The following is a 16336-nucleotide window of genomic DNA, read 5'->3' on the forward strand; positions in this document are numbered from 1 at the left end:
GTTTCATTCCCCGGGGTTCAGGCGGACAATTCTGCCGCTTGCCGGCGCGCTGCATTCGCCTCGCCGAGATCCCAGAACAGGCCGGTCATCATGGCGAGGGCCTCCCGGGTCATTGGCAGGAGGGTGTGCTCGTCCGGCGCATGCTGGGAGCAGCCGGGATAGGAATGCGGCACCCAGACGGTCGGCAGGCCGAGAATGTCGGCAAAGGTCTCGTTGGGCAGTGAGCCGGCGAGGTTCGGCAGGATCGCCGGCTTCTTGCCCGTGGTCGCCTCGATCGAGGTCTTGACCCGCGTGACCCAGGGATGGTCGGGGTCGAGGCGCGTTGCGTGGAAGAAACCCCGGTCGGCGGGAATGATCTCGACCATCCCGAAGCCATGGGTGTCGAGGTGACGGCGCAGGGCCGGAAGAATGTCGTCCGGATCGGTGCCGACTACATAGCGCAGCTGGCAATGGGCGTTGGCGCGTCCCGAGATCGCGTTGACCGGCGCCGACGGCACGCCGCTTGACTGGGCCAGCACGGCGAAACTGTTCCAGCCGAAGACACGCTCGGACGGGGTCAGGCTTTCCTCGCCCCAGTCGGCATCGACCTGCGGGCCGTCGAAACCGCCGACCGGGCAGTCCTTCAGCGCCTCGCGCACATTGGGCGTCAGGCTTGTCGGGCGCCATTCGGGCACCTGGATCTGGCCGCGACGGTCGGCGATGCTGGCAATGGCATGGGCAAGCACGATCGCCGGATCGCGCAAGAGCCCGCCCCAGTTGCCCGAATGGTGGGCGCCCTCGCGCAGCTCGACGCGCAGGTCGAAATTGACCGCGCCACGTGACCCCATGAACAGGGTCGGCCGGTCGGGGTGCAGGCGCGGCCCGTCGGAGGCGATCAGCACGTCGGCGGCGAAGGTCTCGCGGTTCTGCGAAAACAGCTCGGCAAGGCCGGGCGAGCCGCATTCCTCGCCCATCTCGATGACGATCTTGCAGTTGAAGCCGAGCGCGCCGCGCTCCTCGATGACCGTCCTGAGCGCGGCGATGTTGATACAGTGCTGGCCCTTGTTGTCGGCGGTGCCGCGCCCGTAGAGCTTGTCGCTTTCGCGTACCAGGCGGAAGGGATGCAGCCCCTCGCGCCACTGGTCTGTCTGTGCCCGGATCACGTCGCCATGGCCGTAGGTCAGAACGGTCTCGAACGTCGGGTCCTCGATACGCTCGGCGAAGAGGAAGGGAACGGACGGGTCGACCGGATTGGTCATGACGCGGTGGGAGAAGCCGAGGCTCTCGAGCTTCGGCACGATTTCCTCGATCAGGTAGCGCATCAGTTCCGGGCGTTGGCCCGGATCCTGGCTTTCCGTCTCGAAGGCAATCATTCGGCCGAGCTCCTGCTCGTAGGCGCCGGATGTCAGATAGGTGTCGATGCGCGCGATGGCGCTGTCGCGGTCGGCCACGTCAGGCTCCCTTGTTTTCGGTTATTGCATCGCCCCAGGGCGACATGATTTCCGTGCAACCCATGTTCATGCCGTTTTCGCGCATCACGCCGGCCGGGCAGGCGAAGGCATAGGGAAAGACGGTCCGTCTGGTCGTCGTGACCGGGTGTACGGCTTCCAGCGCCGCGATGATCTCCGGCGAAAGAGTCTCGTCGGCGACGATCGCGCCGCCGCCGCTGTTGTCGACGCGGGGGTGGTGGAAGGCCTCTTCCAGCGACATGCCGAAATCCATCAGGAAGGAGGTGAGGTTCAGGACGGCCGGCAGGATCTTGCGTCCGCCGGAGGCCCCGATCGCAAACCGGCGTCCGTCCTTCGCCCCGATCGCCGGACAGACATTCATCAGGCAGGCCTTGCCCGGGGCAAGCGAGTTGGGTTTGCCGGGCTCCGGGTCGAACCACATGATGCCGTTGTTCATCAACAGTCCGGTGGACGGGGAGACGACGCGCGATCCGAAGAGCGACAGCAGCGTCTGCGTGACCGCGCACATGTTGCCGTGCCGGTCGACAATGCTGAAATGCGTTGTGCAGGACGGCGCATGCGGCGCCTCGCTGTCCCCCATCTCGCGCAGGCGGCGCTCGTAGGTCTTGCCAAGTGCGCGGGCGGTCTCCGTGAAGCTGCGGGCGTCCGGCGCGGCGCCGGGGGTGAAGGCGTCTTCCATCAGCATCAGGCATTCGGCGAGGTTTCCGCCGGCGGTAAGGCCCGCGGCGGCATGAACCACACCGCCGCGATAGGCGACGTCCAGCGCCGGCGTCAGCAATGCCTTGTAGGCGGCAAGGTCCTGGGGCGACAGGAAGCCGCCCTTGGCCTGGATGTCTGCGGCGAGCGCGGCGGCGATGTCGCCTTCATAGAAGTCGCGTGCGCCCGCCTCGGCGATCCGGCGCAATGTTGCCGCCGTCTTCTCCTGGTTCAGGCGCGCCTGGGAGACGGCCGTCCAGCCGGCCACCTTGGGCCAGGTGCCGTCATCGAGAAAGAGCGCTGCGGCATCCGCGTCCTTGGCCAGCTCCCGTGCCACCGAGGCGATGACAAGCGAGGCGTACCAGTCGACCAGCATGCCGTCGTCGGCGAGCTGCGCCGCCGGCATCACAAGGTCCTTCCAGGGAAGGGTTCCGTAGGTGCCGTGGGCAAGTTCCATTCCGGCAACGGTTCCCGGCACCGCAATGGCCGTCGCGCCCTGGATGTTCCGGTCCTCGACCACGGCTGCCCATGGAAACAGGTCGCTCGCGGTCTTGTTGCCCGACAGGGGGTAGCGGGCGGGGTCGAGCGTTGCCGGCGAGCGCATGCCGAACTGGACCGTGCGCGCCTCCCGCTCCTGCTCGCGCCAGATCACCATGGCACCGCCGCCGGCCGGCCCGCTCATCCATGGCTCGACGACGCCGATGGCGAAGGAAACGGCGACGGCCGCGTCGATGGCGTTACCGCCCGCCTCAAGCACCGCTGCTCCGGTTTCCGCGGCCACGCGGTGCTGGGCGGCGACCACGCCGCCCCGTGTCTCGACGACGTGTTTGCGCACCGTTTGCGAGTTGGAAAAATTGCTCATCGATGTATCCGCTCAGGTTGTCGGCAGGGTGTGGAGATGACAGTCCACGTGGCCGTTCGGACCGGTCACATGCGGGGGCGGGGCGGTCTTGCAGATATCGCGTATCTGCGCGCAGCGGGGATGGAAGTGGCATCCCGTCGGCGGCGCGATCGGGTTGGGATAGCTGGCTCCCAGATGCGTGTCGGGCACCGACAGGTTCGGGTCGGGGGTGAGCACGGATTCCAGCAAGGCCTGCGTGTAGGGGTGGCGGGGCCCGGCGAACAGCTCGGCCGCCGGTGCCTCCTCGACGACCCGGCCGAGATACATGACCGCCACGCGCGTCGCCAGGTGCTCCACCACCGCCAGATTGTGGCTGATGAAGAGATAGGTCAGCCCGAGCTCCTCGCGCAGGTCGCCCAGAAGGTTGAGGATCTGGGACTGGACGGACACGTCGAGCGCGGAGGTGGGTTCGTCGCAGATGACGATTTCCGGGTTCATGACCAGCGCCCGTGCGATGGCGACCCGCTGGCGCTGTCCGCCGGAAAGCTGGTTGGGATAGCCTTTCAGCACCCGTTGCGGCAGGCCGACAAGATCGAGCATGCGCCGCACCGAGCTGGCGCGGGACGCGGCGTCCCCGATCCGGTGGGCAACAAGCGGCAGGGCGATGATGTCCTCAATGCTCTTGCGCGGGTTGAGGGAGGAATACGGATCCTGGAAGATCGGCTGGATGCGCCGGGCCTGCAGCTTGCGCTCCCGGGGCGTGATCTCCTTGCCGTCGACCAGAACCTTGCCGGATGTGGGAACCTCGAGGCCGAGCAGGACCTTCGCCAGCGTCGACTTGCCGCAACCGGATTCGCCCACGAGGCCGAGCACGTCCTTCCTGTGGATGCGCAGGCTGACACCTCCCAGGGCGTGAAGCGGCTTGGGAGCGGAAAAGAGCCCCTGCTTCACCTGATAGGTCTTGGTGACGTTGGCGAGTTCGAGAACCGGGGGAGTTGCCGTGTCGCTCATGCCGATGTGCCTCCCGCAAAGTCGTGTATGCATCGATAGGCATGGTCCGTTCCCGGGCGCCGGACGGGCACGGGAGAGGAACAGGCGTCCTCCGCCAGCTCGCAGCGCGAGCGGAAGGCGCAGCCTTCGACCTTGCCGATCAGGGACGGCACGATGCCGGGGATCGACCCCAGATGCTCGCCGGGCTTGGTCTTTCCGGGCACCGGGATGCATCGCAGCAGGCCCCTGGTATAGGGATGGCGCGGGCTCTCGAAGATCTCCCGCGCGCTGCCGTTCTCGACGACCTCGCCCGCATACATGACGACGACCTTGTCGGCGATCCGAGCAACGACGCCCAGATCATGGGTGACCAGGATCATCGCCATGTTCATCTCGCGCTGCAGGTCGGCGAGCAGCCGCAGGATCTGCGCCTGGATTGTCACGTCGAGCGCCGTGGTCGGCTCGTCGGCGATGATCAGTTCGGGTTCGCACATCAGCGCCATGGCGATCATGACGCGCTGGCGCAGGCCTCCCGAGAGCTGATGCGGGTATTGCCCGAGCCGGCTTTCGGCCGCCGTGATGCCGACCTTGCCAAGCAGCTCGATGGCACGCTCCCGCGCCTCCGCCTTGCTGACGGGCCGGTGCAGCAGGAGCGCCTCCATCAGCTGGTCGCCGATCGTGTAGGCGGGGTTCAGGGAGGTCATCGGCTCCTGGAAGATCATCGCCATGCGGTCGCCGCGCAGGGCGCGCATCGCCTTCGGCGTCTGGCGCTGCAGGTCGATGCCGGAGAAGTCGAGCCTCGCCGCCTTGCAGCGCATCTTCTTGGGCAACAGCCCCATCAGGGCGAGGGAGGTGAGCGACTTTCCGCTGCCGCTCTCGCCGACGATGCAGAGCGTCTCCCCGCGCCGCAGCTCGAAGTCGATGCCGCGCACGGCATGCAGCGTGCCCTGTGCCATGGGGACGTCGATGGTCAGGTTCTCGACCTTGAGGATCGGTTCCGTGGTCATGGTCATCCCCTGTTCTCCGGTGCGGTCACGTCGCGCAGGCCGTCGCCGAGAAGGTTGATGGCAAGCACCAGGACGAAGAGCGCGACGCCGGGAATGGCGATCAGCCAGGGCTCGAAGAGCATCATCTGCTTGCCCTCCGAGATCATCAGGCCCCAGGACGGGGTCGGGGGCTGGACGCCAAGGCCGAGGAAGGAGAGGGCGGCTTCCAGCAGGATCGCGTGCGCCATTTCGAGGGTCACGACAACGATCAGGTTGTTGACCACGTTGGGCATGATCTCCAGCAGGATGATGCGCCGTGTCGAACAGCCGATTGCCTTGGCGGCATTGACATATTCCAGGTCGCGCACCTGCAGGACGGAGGAGCGCATGACCACCGCGAAACGGTCCCACAGGAGCAGGCCGAGCACGCAGACCACCACCTGCAGCGAGCCGCCGAGAATGGCGACGACCGCCAGCGCCACCAACACGACCGGCATGGCCAGTCGCACATTGATGAGGAAGGTGACGACGAGGTCGACGCGTCCGCCGAAATAGCCGGCGGCAACCCCCATCGCCGTGCCGATGAGGCCGGAGATCAGCGCCGCGAACAGGCCGATGGCGAGAGAGATGCGGGCGCCGTAGAGGAGCCGGGCCAGATAGTCGCGACCGAGATGGTCGGTGCCCAGCAGGTGTTCGGGGTCGCTGCCGGCCATCCAGAAGGGCGGCTTCATGCGCGCCACCAGGTTCTGGGCATAGGGATCGTGGCCGGCCAGCAGCGGCGCGAGCAGCGCGATCAGGACGATCACGGCAAGGGCCGTCAACCCGAAGACGAGCCCGTAATGGCCGAAGACACGCTTGCGCAGGATGGCGGCGGGGCTCGGCGCGCGCAGCTCCTCGGTAACCGTTTCGATTGTACGCGCCATGTCAGCCCACCCGGATGCGCGGATCGAGCCAGGCATTGGCGAGATCCGACAGGAACGTGAACACGATGTAGAAGCAGGAGAAGATCAGGATCAGCGCCTGGACGGTGGGCAGGTCGTTTCGGGAGATCGATTCCCAGGCAAGATAGCCGGCGCCGTGCAGGGCGAAGATGGATTCCACGACAATGGAACCGCCGAGCATGAAGCCCATCTGCACAGCGGCGAGGCTGACCACCGGCACCACCGCGTTGCGCAGCGCATGCTTGAACATCACCCGCATCTCGCTGGCGCCCTTGGCGCGGGCGGTACGGATGTAGTCCGCGTTGAGCACTTCCAGCATGCCGGCGCGGGTCAGGCGCATGATTGCCGGCATGGCGTAGTAGCCAAGCACGATGGTCGGCATGATGAAGTGTTTCCAGCTGCTGGAACCGGACGGCGGCAGCCAGCCGAGCTGGATCGAGAAGATGACGATCAGCACCAGGCCGAACCAGAAGCTCGGCATCGCCTGCCCCATCACGGACAGGAACAGCGCTCCCCGGTCGATCAGCGAATTGGGACGCATGGCGGCCAGGACGCCAAGGGGAATGGCGGTCAGAAGGGCGAAGGAGATGCCGCACACGCCCAGCAGCATGGTCGTCGACAACCGGTCGGCGATCAGGGTGGAGACCGGCAGCTTGAAATAATAACTCTGGCCGAAATCCCCGGTCAGGGCGCCCGACAGCCAGTCGACATACTGGACCATGAACGGACGGTCGAACCCGTAGAGCGCGCGAATGGCCTCGATGTCGGTGGCGTTCGCGTTCTCGCCGGCGATCGCGGAGGCAGGGTCGCCGGACATGAACAGCAGGCTGAAGCTGAGCAGCGACACCGTCAGCGTCACCAGGACGGCAAGTCCCAGCCGTTTCAACGTGAAGATAAGCATGTGTTGTTCCGATCGTCAGGCTTCCGGCTTCCTCGTGAAGGAAGGCGCGGCCATCCCCTGGCTGCCTGTCGCGCCCCCTGTTGCGGGAGCGGTTAAGCGGTGGCGGACCGGAGACATCCCGCGCCGGCATGCGGCGCGGGATGCTCGCAAGCGGGGCTAGTTCCAGCGCACGTGGAAGAAGCGCACCACCTCGTCGGGCGTCGGCGTGTAGGCCGCGTCCTTGGTGAAGACGTAGTTCGCGTTGTAGGAGAACAGCGGCACCCAATAGGCCTCGTCGGCGATCTTCTTGAGCGCCTTCGAGTAGTTCTCCTTGCGCACCTCCGGATCGACGGCCGTGTCGGCGACGTCGAGCCAGGCCTTCACTTCGTCATCGCGCGCGAAATCCTCGGCGCCATGCTTGAAGAACTGGCTGGTGATCGCGGACGCATCGTTCACCGAGTAGGAGCCCCAGGTCTGGAAGCTCATGCTGGTTTCGCCCTTGTGGCGCATGTCGCGCAGGGCCGAGTACTGAAGATACTTGAGGTTGGCCGTGATGCCGACGTCCGCGAGATAGGCCAGCATCGCCTCGGCATAGCTCCGGTCGCGATAGGCGTAGAGGTCGACGGAGAACCCGTCCGGGTAACCGGCCTCGGCCAGAAGGGCCTTGGCCTTCTCCGGGTCGTACTCGTAGGTGGTGACGTCCTGCTCGCAGCCGAACTGTGTCGGGAAGCAGGCCGAGTGGACGACCTTCGACTTGCCCTTGAGCAGGTTGTCGACGATCGCCTTGCGATCGATCGCGTGCATGAGCGCCTGTCGAACGGCCAGCTTTGTAATCGGGTGGTCGGCGCCGCTGCGGCCGGCCGCGTCCAGTTCGAGATAGCCGATGCGCATCGTGCTTTCGTTGACGACGTTGAGCCGGCCCATCGCCGCGAGCTTTTCCGCCTGATCGGCCGGTACGCCCCAGATGAAGTCGAGGCCGCCGCTGAACATCTCCGCCAGCTGGGTGTTGACGTCGGGAATGGTGCGGATGTCGACCGTGCCGATCGTTGCCTTGCCCTTCGGGCCGCCATGGTAGCCGTCATACTTCTTCAGGACGAAATGCTTGCCCGGATCGACGCTCTCGACCATGTAGGGGCCGGTGCCGACCGGCTTCAGCGCCATGCCGGCGGGACCCGCCTCGGCGTAATACTCGTTCGGATAGATCGACACCGGACCGGCGAGGAACTCCAGGGCGGCGGGGAACGGACCGTTCGTCGTGATGCGGACCGTGTACTTGTCGATCTTCTCGGCGTCTTTCATCCAGTTGACATTGCGCTGGACGACAACGCCGTTCTCCGGGTTTGCAACAAATTTCACCGTGTAGACGACGTCGTCGGCGTCGAATTCCTCGCCATTGTGAAACTTGACGCCTTCGCGGAGCTTCATCTCGAGCGTGGTGTCGTCCACCCATTGCCACGACGTGGCGAGATTGCCTTCGTACTCGCCGGTTTCCTGGTTGAGGTAGAGCAGGCCATCCCAGATCGAGCGCTGCAGGATGACGCCCTCGCGGGCGGAGTTGAAGTAGCTGTCGACCGATTCCAGTTCCTTGGTGAAAGCGGCATTGAGCGTGTCGCTTGCCTTGTCGGCCAGGGCACTGCTGCCAACCATGGCCAAGGTCAATGCGACGGAACTCATCAGGAGACGTGGGTTCATCTGCTTTTTAACCGGCACGGGGACCGGTCCCTCTGGTTGGGTTTTATTATATAATAATACGTCAAACCGTATTATAGTTGAGCGTATGAAGCGCGTTTGCGCGTGTCAAGAATCCAGAATGCCCGTTCGATGGCGCTCTTGCGCAAATCTTCGGCGGAACCGACAGGGAGAGCTCGCGTGGGGAAGGACAAGCAGGACACGTTGTTCGTCGGGTCCCTGGAAAAGGGCATGCGGGTTCTCAATGCGTTCGGCGAGCGCTACACCGTTCTGGGGCTTACGGAAATCGCCGAACTGACCGGCCTCGACAAGAGTGCTGCCCAGCGGTTGACGAACACGCTCCACAAGATCGGCTACCTGCACAAGGACCCGGATTCTCGCCGCTACAGTCCTTCGGTAAAATTGCTTGAACTCGGCAATGCCTATCAGTGGGCGGACCCTCTCGTTCAGCTGGCCATGCCCAAGATGATCGAGCTCGGCAAGCAGCTCGGAGAGCGCGTGAATGTCGCCCGCCTTGCCGGGACAGAGATCGTCTACGTGATCCGCATCCCGACGCAGCTGACGGCATTCGGCGCGATGATCGCGGGCCGGCGATTGTCGGCTCTCACGACCTCGAGCGGCCGGGCCATGATCGCCCGGCTTGGCGAGGCCGAGCGCAAGGAGGCGATCGCGACCTGGCCGATTACCGCGCTGACGCCGAAGACCACGCTGGACCGCGCGAAGATCGCCGAGGAAATCGAGAAGGCGGTTGCCTGCGGCTACGGCCTGACCCAGAGCGAGAACATCATGAACGAAATCGGCATCGCGGCGCCGATCACGACCGCCGACGGGCGCCCGGTGGCAACGGTCCAATGCTCGATCTCGAGCCTGAAATGGTCGCTCGAAAGAGTGTGCGAGGAAATCGCGCCGCACCTGATCGAAGTGGCGAACTCCATCCATCTTCCGGCGCAGGGCAAGGCCTGACATCGCGCCGCCGCCGTTACCGGCCGCGCTGCCGTCAGGCCGGTTCGATGCCGTAGAGGTTGCGCGCCGCGAGCGCGTCGGAGAACTCCGGCCATGCGCCGCGCTCGGCCACGGTCCGGTCGTAGTCGATGCGGTCTTCATGCTGGGTATGCGGCCAGTCGCTGCCCCACACGACGTGATCGGCGGGCAGCGCGTCAAGCAGGGCCTTGGCGTGAGGCGCTATCTCGACGGGACTGCGATAGGCGCCTGAAAACTTGACATAGAGCCGCTCGGCAGCGGTCGCGGCAGAGCGCGTGTGCAGCCAGGAAGGCGGGGCGGGCTCGTGCTCGCCCGGCAGGCCGAAGTGGTCGACCACGACCGTCAGTCCGCGATCGAGCAGCGGGGCGACGACCAGGGGCAGCCTGGGACTTTCCAGCTGGATCTCGACATGCAGCCCGCGCCTGCGCAGATGCTCCAGATGACGGCCGACAGTTGTCGCCCCGAAGTCGGGAAGGGCCGCGCCTCGCACGAGGTTCCAGCGCATGCCGCGCACGCCCGAGGCGGCGAGCCGGTCCAGTTCCGCCTCCGATACGTCGAAGGGCACGACGGCAATGCCGGCGAACCGGCGCCTGTCCAGTTTCGAAAGCGCGGCGCAAAGCTCGGAATTGTCGAAGCCCAGAAAACTGACCTGGACAAGCACCCCGCCCGCGATGTCGTGGCGGGCCCCGTGCGCCAGCCAGTCCGAAAGCGGCGCTGGGCCTGCCGGCACGTAGCGCGCGCCACTGGCCGGGGTCAGCGTCTCGTAGACATGGGCATGGCAGTCGAATCGGATCATGTGAAGTCCTCGTGATAATTCATATATATGACTGGTTGACTGAATGGGTCAATATCGCTAATGAAGCATGCAGGGAGGATGAAACGATGACGGCCAGAATTCCGAGCGCGGACGAGCGGCTGCCGGCCTATGCAAGGCTGCGCGACGCGCTTGCCTCGCGCATTGCCAGCGGAGAGTGGGGGGGCAGCGATCCCATCCCGTCCGAGGCGCGGCTGGCGCACGAGTACGGCATTTCTGTCGGCACGGTGCGCAAGGCGGTCGACGGGCTGGTGGCGGAAGGCCTGCTTGAACGGCGCCAGGGATCGGGGACTTATCTGCGCCGGCCTTCCTTCGACGCGACGCTCTTTCGCTTCTTCCAGGTCCGGGGCGCCGACGGGGCGCCCGCCTCGATCCCGACCAGCGAGTTGATCCTGCGCGCCCGCACCGAGGCGCCGAAGGAAGCGGCGCTCGCGCTGGGCACGAGCGATGCCATCGGCATCATTCGCCTGCGCAGCCTGTCGGATCAGCCGGTTCTTTTCGAGGAGCTTTACATTCGCGCCGACCGCTTTTCCGGCTTCGAAACCCTGCCGGACAGCGCCTTCGGACCGCTGCTCTATCCGCTCTATTTCGAGCGCTTCGGCGTGCTGGTCAAGCGTGCGACCGATGACCTTTCCTTCGGGCGTGCCGACGGGCAGGTCGCCGCCCGCCTGAAGCTGAAACCCGGCGACCCGCTGGCGATCATCAAGCGCACTGCCTTCGACATCGACGGCACGCCGGTCGAGTGGCGTGTCGCCCGCGGCAGTGCCGCGCAATTCCATTACCGCAGCGAAATCGGCTGACGAAAAAACTGCCCTAGGGAGAGAAGCAGATGAAAATCACGAAGATCATTGTCGCAGGCGCCATGCTCGGCTGCACCGCCATGCCCGCGCTTGCCGAATATCCCGAGCGTCCCATCGAACTGACCATCCCCGCCGGGGCCGGCGGCGGCACCGACACCAGCGCCCGCAAGCTGGCGTTGCTGCTCGAGGAGAAGCTCGGGACCTCCATTGCCGTCCTCAATGTCGGCGGCGGCGGCGGGTCGGTCGGTGCCTCGCAGTTCATGCAGGTCAGGCCCGACGGCTACTCGCTGTTCGCCACCTGGAACAGCCCGCTGACCACCGTGCCGCAGGTGCAGGACGTCGCCTACGGGCTGGACAGTTTCACCCCGATAGCCTCGACGTCCGAGACGGCCTACACGCTCTGCGTCCAGCCGGACTTTCCGGCCGCGACCGGCGAGGAGTTCCTGGCCGAACTCGCGGCCAATCCGGACAAGTACACCTACGGCAACGACGGCATCGGCGGTACGATGCAACTGGCGGCCGAGCGCATCTTCCAGGCGCGTGGCATCAAGGCCGTGGCGATTCCCTTCGGCGGCGCCGGCGAGACCTTGCAGAATTTCCTCGGCAAGCATGTCGATATCTATGGCGGCTCGATTTCCCCGGTCCTGCCTTATGTCGAGGCAAGGGAGGCCAAATGCCTCCTGGTGACGTCCGCCGCGGCGGTGCCGGCGCTGCCGGGGGCCGCTGGACTGGACAGCCTCGGGCTGGGTGACAAGGAGACCCTTCTGTGGCGCGCCATTCTCGGTCCCAAGGGGCTCGACCAGGCGATTGTCGACAAGCTCGCCAGGGTGATCGACGAAGCGGTCAACGATCCCTCCTATGTCGAGTTTCTCGCCTCCAAGGGTGAAGTGCCCAATGTGGTGAAGGGAGCGGATCTCGGCGCCCGCCTTCAGGCCGAGTTCGATGCGCTTGCCGTCGTTTCCAGGAACCTGGGCCTGGGCAAGTAGCATGGAGCGGGGTCAGGACATCGCCCTCGGCCTGCTCTTCGCCGGCCTCGGTCTGGGTGCTGCCTGGCAGGCGGCCTCCTATTCCGGCGCCGGGGGCAGCTACCCGATGGTGCTGGGACTGTTCCTGACCCTGTGCGGTTCGCTGGTCATCCTGCGGGCGGCGCGTGCCCGGGCGGACGTCGCCCGCCGCCTTGTCGACGTTCCGGGAAACATGACGAAGGCGCTTGCGGCGAGCATTGCCTATGTGGCTCTCGTCGTGCCGCTCGGCTTCTATACGGCGTCGGCCCTGCTGATGCTGTGCCTGCCGCTTCTGCTCGGCTTCCGGCGGCCGCTCTACACGCTGGTCGTCGGCGCGAGCTTCATCGTCCTTGTCTGGCTGGTCTTCTCGGTGGTGCTCGAAAAGCCGCTGCCGGCGGAGCTGTGGTCCGTGTCGCGGTTCGGGGGAGACTGATGGATTTCTTCACCAATGCGGTGCTGGCCGTGATGACTGCCGGCCCGCTCGCGGCAATGCTCGGCTCGACCCTGCTCGGCGTGCTGATCGGCGCCCTGCCCGGGCTCAACCCCGTCATGGCGATCGCGCTTCTGCTTCCGCTGACCTATTCGATGGATCCGCTGGTCGCCCTTGCCATGGTCGCCGGCATCTACAACGGGTCGATGTATGGCGGCGCGATCCCCGCGATCCTGCTGCGCATTCCCGGTACCCCTGCGTCGATCGCGACCACGTTCGACGGCTTCCCCATGGCGGACCGTGGCGAGGCGTCCAAGGCGTTGAAGATCGCCTGCTGGTCGTCGGCCATCGGCGGCATTGCCAGTGCCCTGGCGCTTATGACCATCGGTCCCGTGCTGGCGCGCGTTACTCTGTTCTTCGGCCCGGCCGAGTATTTCTGGATCGCGATGTTCGGCATGGCCTCCGTTGGCGTCATGGTCGGCAGCGATCCGGTCAAGGGTGTCATGGCGGCCGCGCTCGGTCTCCTGATCGGCACCATGGGCATCGATCCGCTGTCCGGCCAGGCCCGTTTCACCTTCGGGCAGACCTGGCTGCTCGGCGGTCTGGACCTGATTGTGGTGCTGGTCGGGCTCTATGCCTTGCCGCCGGTGCTGCAGCTCGCCGAGAAATGCGACCTGAAAGGACTGTCGGCATCCGAATTGAAGCTTTCCGGCGTTCCGTTTGCCCCGGGCGAGATCAGGCGGCTTGTCCCGACCTGGCTTCGCTCGTCGCTGATTGGAATAGCCGTCGGTATCCTGCCCGGAGCGGGCGGCAACATCGCCGCCTTCCTGAGTTACAACGCCGCAAAAAATGCCTCCGATGATCCGGGCAGTTTCGGCAAGGGCAACCCGCAAGGGGTCGCTGCTGCGGAATGCGGAAACAATGCGGACAACGCTGCCTCCATGATCCCGGCGCTGACGCTTGGCATTCCGGGCAACGTGGTCGCCGCGCTGGTGCTCAGCGCGCTGATGATCCACGGGCTGCAGCCCGGACCGCAGCTCTTCCATCAGAGCCCGGTGCTGGTCGGTGGCTTCATGATCGAGATGCTGCTGACTTCGGTGCTGATCTTCCTGGTCGGCGGCGCGGCGGCAACCCGCGTCTTCGCCCAGATCCAGCGGCTTCCCGGCGTGCTTCTGGTGCCCGCGATCCTGGTCCTGATGTGCGTCGGGGTCTATGTCATCAACGGCCGGCCGGTCGATCTGTGGGTGATGCTGGCGGCGGGAACGGCCGGTTACTTCCTCGAAAAGCTCAATGTGCCGCTCGCCCCGATCATTCTCGGCATGATTCTTGGCCCGATGGCCGAGCAAAGCGTTCGCCGCGCCCTTCTGCTCAGCCGCGGAGATCCTCTGGACCTCCTGACACGCCCGATTTCCGCCACCCTCGCCATCGCGACGCTCGGCATGATCCTCTGGCCGCTCGTCAAGGCGTTCCGGCGGCGACGGCGCGGCTGAAACAGCCCGCGTTCGACCTCTAGATCAGCATCCGCCGCGGGTCGGCGACAAGTTCGCACAGTCTTGCCATGAACCGCGCCGCATCCGCGCCATTGATAACCCTGTGGTCGTAGCTGAGATCGAGCGGGACCATGGGCACCGGACGCGGCGTCCCGTCATCCCATACGGTGACGGTCTCGCTGCGCGTGATGCCGAGAATGGCGACCTCGGGCGGATTGACGATCGGCGTGAAGGCCGTCCCGCCGATCGCGCCGAGATTGGTGATGGAGGTCGAGGCTCCGCCCATTTCCTCCGCTCTGACCTTTCGTTCCCGGGCTCGGCCGGAAAGGTCGGCGATCTCCCGGGCGATCTGCCAGATGCCCTTGCGGTCGGCATCGCGGATCACCGGCACCATGAGCCCGTGCGGCGTGTCGACGGCGATGCCGATATGCACGTAGTCCTTCAGGATCAACCGGTCGCCATCAGGCGAGAGCGAGGCATTGAAGCGGGGGAAGTCGCGCATGCACCGCGCCAGAGCTCGCACATGGAACGCAAGGGCGGTGAGCTTCACGCCGCGCGCCTCGGCCTCCGGCTTAAGGGACTTGCGGAACTGTTCGAGAGCGGAAATGTCGGCCCGCTCGTGATGTGTCACCGCCGGGATCAGGACCTGGGCCGCCGCGAGATTGCGGGCGGCGACCTGTGCGAAGCGCGCCATCGGCTCTTCGCTGACAGGGCCGTACCTGGCGTGATCGACGTCCCAGCAGGTTCCATGGCCGGTATCCGCCCGGGCGGGGCCGTGCCCAGTTTCCAGGTCCTCCCGGGCCAGCGTCTCGCGCCCGAGCTCCCGGGCGCGCGCGTCGAGGTCGATGCCCTTCTCCCGTGCGATTCTGCGCACGGTCGGGCTGGCGATAACCTGGGACATCTCGGCCTCCCTCACCAGCTCGCGGCGATGTATTGGGTTTCCATGAATTCGAGCATGCCTTCGTGGCCGCCCTCGCGGCCGAGGCCGGACTGCTTGGTGCCGCCAAAGGGTGCGGCCGGGTCGCTCACCAGCCCCCGGTTCAGCCCCACCATGCCGTAGTCGAGCCTTTCGCAGACGCGCAGCGCCCGCTTCATGTCCTCTGAAAACACATAGGCGACCAGCCCGTATTCGGTGTCGTTGGCCCGGGCGATCACCTCCTCTTCGTCGGTGAATATCTGGATCGCGGCCACCGGGCCGAAAATCTCGTCGCGCAGGCAGTCGGCATTGTCCGGCACTCCGGAAAGGACCGTCGGCAGGTAGAAGAAGCCCTTGCCCTCCGGTATCCGGCCGCCGCATTCAAGGCGCGCGCCCTTTGTGAGGGCGTCTTCCACGAAGGCGGCGACCTTGTCCCGCGTCTGGGCATTGACCAGCGGGCCGACATCGACGGAAGGATCGCTTCCGTCACCGGTCTTGAGCGCGGACATGCGTTCGGTGAGCCTGCGCGTGAATTCGCCCGCCACCGCCTCGTGTACATAGATGCGGTTGGCGGCGGTGCAGGCCTCGCCGAGATTGCGCATCTTGGCGAGCATGGTGCCGTCGATCGCGACGTCCAGGTCGGCATCCTCGAACACGATCAGGGGGGCATTGCCGCCGAGCTCCATCGCCGGCTTCAGCACCTGATCGGCCGCAGAGTGCAGCAATGTCCGGCCCACCTGGGTGGATCCGGTGAAACTGATCACCCGCACCCGCGGATCGCGCAGCATGTGATCGACAACCGGCCCCGTGCGCCGCGAGGGAAGCACGTTGACGACGCCGGGGGGCACGCCGGCTTCCTCCAGCAGCGGCATCAGCGCCAGCATGGTGAGCGGTGTCTCGGACGCGGGCTTTACGATCACGCTGCAACCGGCGGCCAGCGCCGGAGCGATCTTGCGGGTGCCCATGGCGGCGGGGTAGTTCCAGGGGGTCACAAGAACCGCAAGCCCTGCGGGGCGGTGCTGGACGATGATCCTCGCACCGGAGGCCGGCGCCCGGGTGATCAGGCCGTCGGCCCTGACTGCTTCCTCGGCGAACCAGCGGAAGAACTCGGCCGCATAGGCGGCCTCGCCAATGGCGTCGGCGCGGGCCTTGCCGTTCTCCAGCGTGATCAGGCGGGCGAAATCCTCCAGACGGGCGCTCATCAGTTCCCATGCCTTGCGCAGTACCTCGGAGCGCTGGCGCGGGGTGCGTGCGGCCCATTCCTTCATCGCGGCCTTTGCGGCATCCAGCGCCGCATCCGCATCGGCAATGTCCGCGGATGCCACGGACGCGAGTGTCTCCTCGGTGGCCGGATTGACCACGTCGAACCGTTCGTTCGACGATCCGCCGCGCCAGGAACCGTTGATGTAGAGGTCGGTGAAATCCATTGG

General features: G+C 65.9%; 15 protein-coding genes. 5 read left to right on the forward strand and 10 right to left on the reverse strand.

Going from position 1 to position 16336, the window contains the following annotated elements; translation table 11 throughout:
- Positions 1-17: 17 nt before the first annotated feature.
- From ACQY46_RS04380 to ACQY46_RS04410, 7 genes are all read right to left on the reverse strand, one after another.
- The gene (locus ACQY46_RS04380; protein WP_428699074.1) at positions 18-1430 is read right to left on the reverse strand and encodes a M20 family metallopeptidase; all 1413 of its coding nucleotides are present in this window, start codon (positions 1428-1430) and stop codon (positions 18-20) included.
- Between the two features lies 1 nt (position 1431).
- Positions 1432-3006, reverse strand: a complete 1575-nt coding sequence (locus tag ACQY46_RS04385) for a gamma-glutamyltransferase (protein WP_428699075.1) — start codon at positions 3004-3006, stop codon at positions 1432-1434.
- A gap of 12 nt (positions 3007-3018) precedes the next feature.
- Positions 3019-3996, reverse strand: coding sequence for an ABC transporter ATP-binding protein (locus tag ACQY46_RS04390; protein WP_428699076.1), 978 nt, complete (start codon positions 3994-3996; stop codon positions 3019-3021).
- Complete coding sequence (locus tag ACQY46_RS04395; RefSeq protein WP_428699077.1) at positions 3993-4988, reverse strand: ABC transporter ATP-binding protein; 996 nt, start codon at positions 4986-4988, stop codon at positions 3993-3995. Before ACQY46_RS04395 ends, ACQY46_RS04390 begins: the two co-directional genes overlap by 4 nt.
- Positions 4985-5884 carry an ABC transporter permease gene (locus ACQY46_RS04400; RefSeq protein WP_428699078.1) on the reverse strand — a complete coding sequence of 300 codons (900 nt, stop codon included), beginning with the start codon at positions 5882-5884 and terminating at the stop codon, positions 4985-4987. Before ACQY46_RS04400 ends, ACQY46_RS04395 begins: the two co-directional genes overlap by 4 nt.
- A gap of 1 nt (position 5885) precedes the next feature.
- Entirely contained in the window at positions 5886-6803 is a 918-nt protein-coding gene (locus ACQY46_RS04405) for an ABC transporter permease (protein ID WP_428699079.1), read from the reverse strand.
- A gap of 156 nt (positions 6804-6959) precedes the next feature.
- Complete coding sequence (locus tag ACQY46_RS04410) at positions 6960-8474, reverse strand: ABC transporter substrate-binding protein (RefSeq protein ID WP_428699080.1); 1515 nt, start codon at positions 8472-8474, stop codon at positions 6960-6962.
- A 177-nt stretch (positions 8475-8651) separates the two neighbouring features.
- Between ACQY46_RS04410 and ACQY46_RS04415 the strand changes: the two genes are divergently transcribed.
- The gene (locus tag ACQY46_RS04415) at positions 8652-9434 is read left to right on the forward strand and encodes an IclR family transcriptional regulator (RefSeq protein WP_428699081.1); all 783 of its coding nucleotides are present in this window, start codon (positions 8652-8654) and stop codon (positions 9432-9434) included.
- A 34-nt stretch (positions 9435-9468) separates the two neighbouring features.
- Here the strand turns inward: ACQY46_RS04415 and ACQY46_RS04420 are convergent, their stop codons facing one another.
- Positions 9469-10248: an amidohydrolase family protein gene (locus ACQY46_RS04420; RefSeq protein WP_428699082.1), complete on the reverse strand. Its 780-nt coding sequence runs from the start codon at positions 10246-10248 to the stop codon at positions 9469-9471.
- Positions 10249-10334: 86 nt separating this feature from the next.
- On the opposite strand from ACQY46_RS04420, the gene ACQY46_RS04425 reads away from it, so the two are divergent.
- The 4 genes from ACQY46_RS04425 to ACQY46_RS04440 are packed head-to-tail and all read left to right on the forward strand — an operon-like array spanning position 10335 to position 13990.
- Positions 10335-11066: a GntR family transcriptional regulator gene (locus ACQY46_RS04425; protein ID WP_428699083.1), complete on the forward strand. Its 732-nt coding sequence runs from the start codon at positions 10335-10337 to the stop codon at positions 11064-11066.
- A 29-nt stretch (positions 11067-11095) separates the two neighbouring features.
- Complete coding sequence (locus tag ACQY46_RS04430) at positions 11096-12052, forward strand: tripartite tricarboxylate transporter substrate binding protein (protein ID WP_428699084.1); 957 nt, start codon at positions 11096-11098, stop codon at positions 12050-12052.
- Between the two features lies 1 nt (position 12053).
- Positions 12054-12503 (forward strand): tripartite tricarboxylate transporter TctB family protein, encoded by a 450-nt coding sequence (locus ACQY46_RS04435; protein ID WP_428699085.1) that lies wholly within the window; start codon positions 12054-12056, stop codon positions 12501-12503.
- Positions 12503-13990: a tripartite tricarboxylate transporter permease gene (locus tag ACQY46_RS04440; protein ID WP_428699086.1), complete on the forward strand. Its 1488-nt coding sequence runs from the start codon at positions 12503-12505 to the stop codon at positions 13988-13990. The genes ACQY46_RS04435 and ACQY46_RS04440 overlap by 1 nt, the downstream gene beginning before the upstream one ends.
- A gap of 19 nt (positions 13991-14009) precedes the next feature.
- Here the strand turns inward: ACQY46_RS04440 and ACQY46_RS04445 are convergent, their stop codons facing one another.
- Together ACQY46_RS04445 and ACQY46_RS04450 are read right to left on the reverse strand one after the other, a co-directional pair.
- A complete protein-coding gene (locus ACQY46_RS04445; protein WP_428699087.1) occupies positions 14010-14891 on the reverse strand; it encodes a 2-oxo acid dehydrogenase subunit E2 in 882 nt (293 codons plus the stop codon).
- 11 nt (positions 14892-14902) lie between these two features.
- Entirely contained in the window at positions 14903-16333 is a 1431-nt protein-coding gene (locus ACQY46_RS04450; protein ID WP_428699088.1) for an NAD-dependent succinate-semialdehyde dehydrogenase, read from the reverse strand.
- Positions 16334-16336: the final 3 nt, after the last annotated feature.

Source organism: Stappia sp. (assembly GCF_965276915.1).
Lineage (GTDB): Bacteria > Pseudomonadota > Alphaproteobacteria > Rhizobiales > Stappiaceae > Stappia.

Excerpts from the sequence above, each read along its gene's own strand:
- ACQY46_RS04390 (WP_428699076.1), bottom strand. The coding sequence starts at position 3,996 with ATGAGCGACACGGCAACTCCCCCGGTTCTCGAACTCGCCAACGTCACC.
- ACQY46_RS04395 (WP_428699077.1), bottom strand. The coding sequence starts at position 4,988 with ATGACCATGACCACGGAACCGATCCTCAAGGTCGAGAACCTGACCATC.
- ACQY46_RS04445 (WP_428699087.1), bottom strand. The coding sequence starts at position 14,891 with ATGTCCCAGGTTATCGCCAGCCCGACCGTGCGCAGAATCGCACGGGAG.
- ACQY46_RS04410 (WP_428699080.1), bottom strand. The coding sequence starts at position 8,474 with ATGAACCCACGTCTCCTGATGAGTTCCGTCGCATTGACCTTGGCCATG.
- ACQY46_RS04430 (WP_428699084.1), top strand. The coding sequence starts at position 11,096 with ATGAAAATCACGAAGATCATTGTCGCAGGCGCCATGCTCGGCTGCACC.
- ACQY46_RS04385 (WP_428699075.1), bottom strand. The coding sequence starts at position 3,006 with ATGAGCAATTTTTCCAACTCGCAAACGGTGCGCAAACACGTCGTCGAG.
- ACQY46_RS04440 (WP_428699086.1), top strand. The coding sequence starts at position 12,503 with ATGGATTTCTTCACCAATGCGGTGCTGGCCGTGATGACTGCCGGCCCG.
- ACQY46_RS04425 (WP_428699083.1), top strand. The coding sequence starts at position 10,335 with ATGACGGCCAGAATTCCGAGCGCGGACGAGCGGCTGCCGGCCTATGCA.
- ACQY46_RS04400 (WP_428699078.1), bottom strand. The coding sequence starts at position 5,884 with ATGGCGCGTACAATCGAAACGGTTACCGAGGAGCTGCGCGCGCCGAGC.
- ACQY46_RS04420 (WP_428699082.1), bottom strand. The coding sequence starts at position 10,248 with ATGATCCGATTCGACTGCCATGCCCATGTCTACGAGACGCTGACCCCG.
- ACQY46_RS04405 (WP_428699079.1), bottom strand. The coding sequence starts at position 6,803 with ATGCTTATCTTCACGTTGAAACGGCTGGGACTTGCCGTCCTGGTGACG.
- ACQY46_RS04450 (WP_428699088.1), bottom strand. The coding sequence starts at position 16,333 with ATGGATTTCACCGACCTCTACATCAACGGTTCCTGGCGCGGCGGATCG.
- ACQY46_RS04435 (WP_428699085.1), top strand. The coding sequence starts at position 12,054 with ATGGAGCGGGGTCAGGACATCGCCCTCGGCCTGCTCTTCGCCGGCCTC.